This window comes from Deltaproteobacteria bacterium (assembly GCA_020845775.1).
Classification (GTDB): Bacteria; Bdellovibrionota_C; UBA2361; order SZUA-149; family JADLFC01; genus JADLFC01.
The window spans coordinates 1-5,117 of record JADLFC010000154.1 but is presented as its reverse complement, the minus strand read 5'-3'; the positions used below and the strand labels follow the sequence as shown (position 1 = coordinate 5,117).

The following is a 5,117-nucleotide window of genomic DNA, read 5'->3' as shown; positions in this document are numbered from 1 at the left end:
ATCTTGGCTTTGGCCAAATACGGCCCTGGAACCGCCAGACTCTCTTAACGCGTGGAATTTGGAGGGCATTATGTTCCCCTTCCATGCCATGCCTAGCGTTTGCTCGTGGGAGATTCTGGGACTGCGGGGTGGCACGAAAAAGTAACATTCGCCCATAACAGTAATGTTATGGGGTTAAAAGTGCTTTTTACCATACTTCAATGTCAATAAAGATTAAGGACAGCAATACTCAATGTATTGGCGTTGCCAATACTGAAATTAAGCCCCCATTGGCCGTATATCCTTCAAATAAGGCTTACGAGCTTAATGCTTTAAAAGTTAACGAGCTCAAATTAGCTTCTAGCCCTATCTCCTGCGAACAAAATGAGCAGGCCGACTCCGATTTAAGTGACGAGAAGCCGATTAGCGAGATTGCTTCCTTAAAAAGTGAAACTCGTTCTAATGACCTTCATAGACTGCAAGAAGACTTTGGAGAGACTGCTAAGGTCGCCAACGAGAAGTTAAGTCACGCCCAAATGAGAATAGGGCAATTGGAAAAGGATTTAACTGAGACTGATTTGTGGGATTGGGCAGCGGGAAGAAAAAGCGCACTTAAGAGCGATCTGCAGGCTGCTAAGGATTTTTATGAGGCACAAAAAAAACATTGTGACGATTTGCAAAAGTCACTCGCTAATTCAAAAATCCTCCTAAATCAGGGGCTTGAGTCTGAACAGGAGGGAGCACTGCTCGCTCGACAGGAGAAAAACGCCGAGGCGCAAGTCAAATTTTCTCAGGCTCAGGAAGCTTTTAGGCAAGCTGCTAAGGAAGTCAGCAATAAGACTCACGTTAACAGGAATGCTCTACAGCGATATTCCAGCAGTCTCGAGGGCTCAGTGCATGGCCATGAGAATGTAACTCAGTGGTATGAAAAAGCGGCGACCACGGCTACCGTTGTGCGAAATACAACTGTAGTTGCGGGAGCGACGATTGCAACTGGAGGAGCTGCTGGGGCTATGATGGCAGCTGGTTATGGTGCTGTTGCGGCGGGAGCGGTGGGATTTGGTGCAGGGTTTGGTGCAGGCAGCGCTACCGGTGGGATTAGCAATGTCGCGAAAGCTCTGTCGGAAATGGCTCATAATGGTAAGAGTGCTGCCAAAGCGTTTGGTGATGCTGGATTGAATACGCTGAGCGATGCTAAAACCGCAGCCGTTTCTGCCGCATCCATGGCAGTTGGTGTCGGCGCTGCTTCGCAGCTAACTCCCTTGCTTAGCAACTCTGTTAGTCTTGTTGGACGCGCGATAACGGGCGCAGCTACCGGAGGTAGCGCGGCTGTAACATCTACCGCGCTAAACACAGGGGAGCGCTATGTCGCGGCGGTTAAGGAGTTTAACAGCGCTTTTGATCACTTGCCGGTGGAGGAAAGAGAGTTGCGTTTTTCGGGCTTCATGCAGGAAAGAGGTCTTAGCGTTAGCCACATTGCCCGTAACGCCATGCTTGATATTGCGGTAGGGGGCGTTGCAGGTAGCATCGGCGGCGGTAGCACGGCAATGAGAGATGGTTTAGGGAATGCTGTGGCAAAAGGTATCGCGTTTGGTTCTGAATCAATGGCGGATCTCGGCGTAGGTATCTGTGCCGCTAATCTTCGCGCTAATATCGAGGGACGCGATCTCACTTATGAGGAGTTAGTGCAAGAGGTAGCAAGCACGGTAAGGGGAAGTATGCAGGGAGCCGTTGGAGCTCGGGCAGCTACAAAAATCAAACCACAGTTAACACCTGAACCTCGGCAAGCTGAAGCAGCAACTCTGCCGGAGCTCCCTAAGTGGGGTACCGGAGAAGATACTGACATGGTGGCGCGCTGGCTTTCTAGAGTCGATCAAACATTACATTGCAATACTGCACTTATGCTCATCGATGCTGGTAAATTTAGAGCTGTTCTGGATAATATTCGCAGATGTTCCAACCTGAACGCTGAGGTGGCCTTTAGGCTAATCGATGCTACTTATAGCGAGCATTCCAGTTTCATATCTACTTCTACTAGTGTCGATATAATACTTAGGAGCATCGACGAGTCACTGCATGCTGATGTAGTAGACAAGCTACTTAGAGCTGGACAATTCGAAGCCGTTTTTGGGAATTTGAATAAGTTTAGGAATTTGAATCATAATGATATTGCAATTACACTTCTGAATGCTGGAGAGCTCGCGACGCTTGCGAACAATCTCGGGCATCTTCGGGGGTTGGATCCGAAAATTGCCAATAAGTTGATAGACGATGAGTATGTCCCTTTCAAGCGCATCTTTGAGCACAGTCTCGCATTCGTTGATTTGAAGCTCAGTGAGATTGCTTATGGGCTTATCGTGCGTGGTCGTGGTTATGAAGCTCGCCTATCGCTAGCACCATCTGATTTAAACTTTGATACTCCAATTGCGGAATTTCGCGACTTAATGCCCGTTGGTTTACGAGATCTAATAGGAGTGAGTGACGTTTCCATAGGAACACTTGGGGAGCTATATGAGTTCTGCAAGGATCACGAGAAACTCGTCAAATACCTTGGCAAAACACCTTCTGAACATTTGCGTTTGTCGCGCGAAGAAATTGCTTCTCCGATGCTAGGAGGTGTGGCAGCTGTTGACCCTGTCGATGCGGAGATTTTAAAGCGCGCGGGCATCGAGTTTGCAAATAGGAATGTGGATCTTAAGGAGGCATTTGACATATTGAGTAAGCAGAGTCCCAATTGGTCCGATTGGACGTCGGCAAATAATTTCAGGAGTGCTGCTGATGTGTTTGGGTATGATCGGATGTTTGCATATCTAAAGACGCCCGACACCTCAATCCACGACGCGCTATATTCAATGAACGATATTCTGAGGTGTTATCGAAGCTCCGGAATCTCAGCGGAAAGTTTCTATAATAATATCTTGCAACAAGTTAGAAATGACGACCAGAGATATGAGTCAGGCAGCGCTCACGATGAATTAAATTCAATAGCCAATGCATTGGATTTAGAGCGGGTTAATGAAACTCTTGAAGTGGCTAGTCGGTACAAGGATCTTGCCGATCTCTCGGAACTTGCGACGATACTTAGTTCGAAAAAGGAGGTGTTTAGCTCGTGGAGTAACCTAAAAAGATATGATGGACTTAGGCGCTTGATGAACGACGCTGAGATATTGGACGACTTAAGGGAGCTAAAGGCCGAGGGACACGATTCTCTTTATAGGTTTGTAAATAAGTTAGCCTTTCATAAAGACAGCCGTGTCGATATGAATAAGGTAACGCAGTTCTGGAGAGAGCCTGAGAGTTTCCTTGGCCTCCAAGATGATGAGGATCACACTCCACGTGCCTTACATGATTCGAAGAAACCCTCTAACTATATTGATATTCCCCACTTGGATCTAACTGCTAAGGAACTGCGCAATGCTTTAGTAGATGGTGTACTAGACAAGGTGCAGGTATTTAGCCCGCTTGAAGTAGTGTATAAATTTAGGTCAGAAAGTAGCGGAGACCTATCGGTAAGAGAACGTCTTAGAGATGCGTTAGGTAGTCGGAGTGATGTTACCCACTGGAACAAAAGCAACGCAGCACGCCTTTTTCAAGAAAGTAATAAAGTGCTTAGTGAAAACGGAAATATGGGATCTAATGCGGTAAAGCAATATCTTAATGGAAGCGATATATCTAAAGAGGTCGAAATTGCTCTAGAGGATCTTTTAGGAAGAAAGGAGCTAAATGCTCGCGCCGGTGGCAGGGATATTTCGGTAGTAGCGAGAATTCATCCGAAAAGTAGTCCCGAGGGTGTTCTCGCTGGAAACGACACAGCCTGTTGTATGCATTTTGGCTCTGGCAAGAATAATATTTACATGTTTAACCCGAACACCGCATTATTTACGGTGGAGGTTCACAATGGAGATGGGAAGAAGAGAACCATTGCGCAAAGTGTTTTAACTATGGATAAGGATGTCGGCAAATCGGTGGCTGAAATCATTAAAGAGGCCAACCTACCGAAAGCTCGGATAGAGCAAATATTGCCACAAGATGTGCTGCGGGAAACTAAAACGGTTCTTGCTTGTGACAATGTGGAGGTGGCGCCGAATTATCGGGACAGCAAATATGCCAAGATAATAGAAGCGTCCTACAGAGATTTTTTCTTTGAGTATATGAATAGGTATGGCAAACAACAAGGACTTAAGACCGATGCAGTTGTAATTGGAATGAGAAATTCCGATGCTCTTCAGCACTTGCCACAGGCAGAGAACAATTTCATACCCCTAGCTCCTGTTGGTTATTCAGATAAGGTAGATGCAGATGTCTATGAGTTGAAGCTGGATGGGAGAGCTAGTAGTTCTAGAGTGAGGACAGTGGCTAGCGATCTCGACACGCCTGAGCGCTCGGGATTGAATAATAAGTCTGTGGGAGTTGCAGGAGTTAGCGCACTCTCTTTTACTGATGCATTGCCAGTGTCCTACATTGAAGGCAAGGATTATCATGACAATCGTAGTTTGATTGAATATCTGCACAACATGGAAAATGGGCTAATTGCAGTTGCGATAAACAACACCCAAAAGGAGCGGCCAAACCTAAGCGTTAAGTACACCGATCCTGAGGGTAGAATGAGAGGATATTTGTTTGCGTATGAAGGTAAGATGGGGGATTCTAGTTATGATGATGGCGATAGCTTTGGAAAGCAAGAGCCAGTAGTCTATGTTGCTGATTTTGCTGTAGTTGAGGATAGCAAATTAGCGGCTGGCAAAATGCTTAACGCTTTTACTAACTTATATAATGAGAATTATCTTAAAAGAGGCAAAGTCATACCAATATATGCGAGCATGCGCGAACGCACATCGTACAAAATCATGCAGCGGCATCTTGATCGGATTGCCAATGACATCGGTATAAAGTTCGAGGTTGAGGAAATTGGCTCAAACACCATAGAGAATGACAATATGCATCAGGTTGTAATTCGTCCCATCCTTCCTTAATATTGCGTAGTATATGGATATTGACTATTTCCTATCCTTGAGGTGGACCCCATTCTTTAGACAGTGTGGGTACGAGTGGTGCTACCCCGAGGTGTGGGAGTTGTAACGGATCTTCCAGAATTGCCGCATGCATGATTGAGGTGCAACATATATAATATATTTCTT

Annotated in this window: 1 protein-coding gene; it reads left to right on the top strand. The window is 46.0% G+C overall.

Annotation, left to right across the window (positions count from 1 at the left end; genetic code table 11):
• Positions 1–200 precede the first annotated feature (200 nt).
• Positions 201–4,952 carry a hypothetical protein gene (locus IT291_10085; GenBank protein MCC6221575.1) on the top strand — a complete coding sequence of 1,584 codons (4,752 nt, stop codon included), beginning with the start codon at positions 201–203 and terminating at the stop codon, positions 4,950–4,952.
• Positions 4,953–5,117 lie beyond the last annotated feature (165 nt).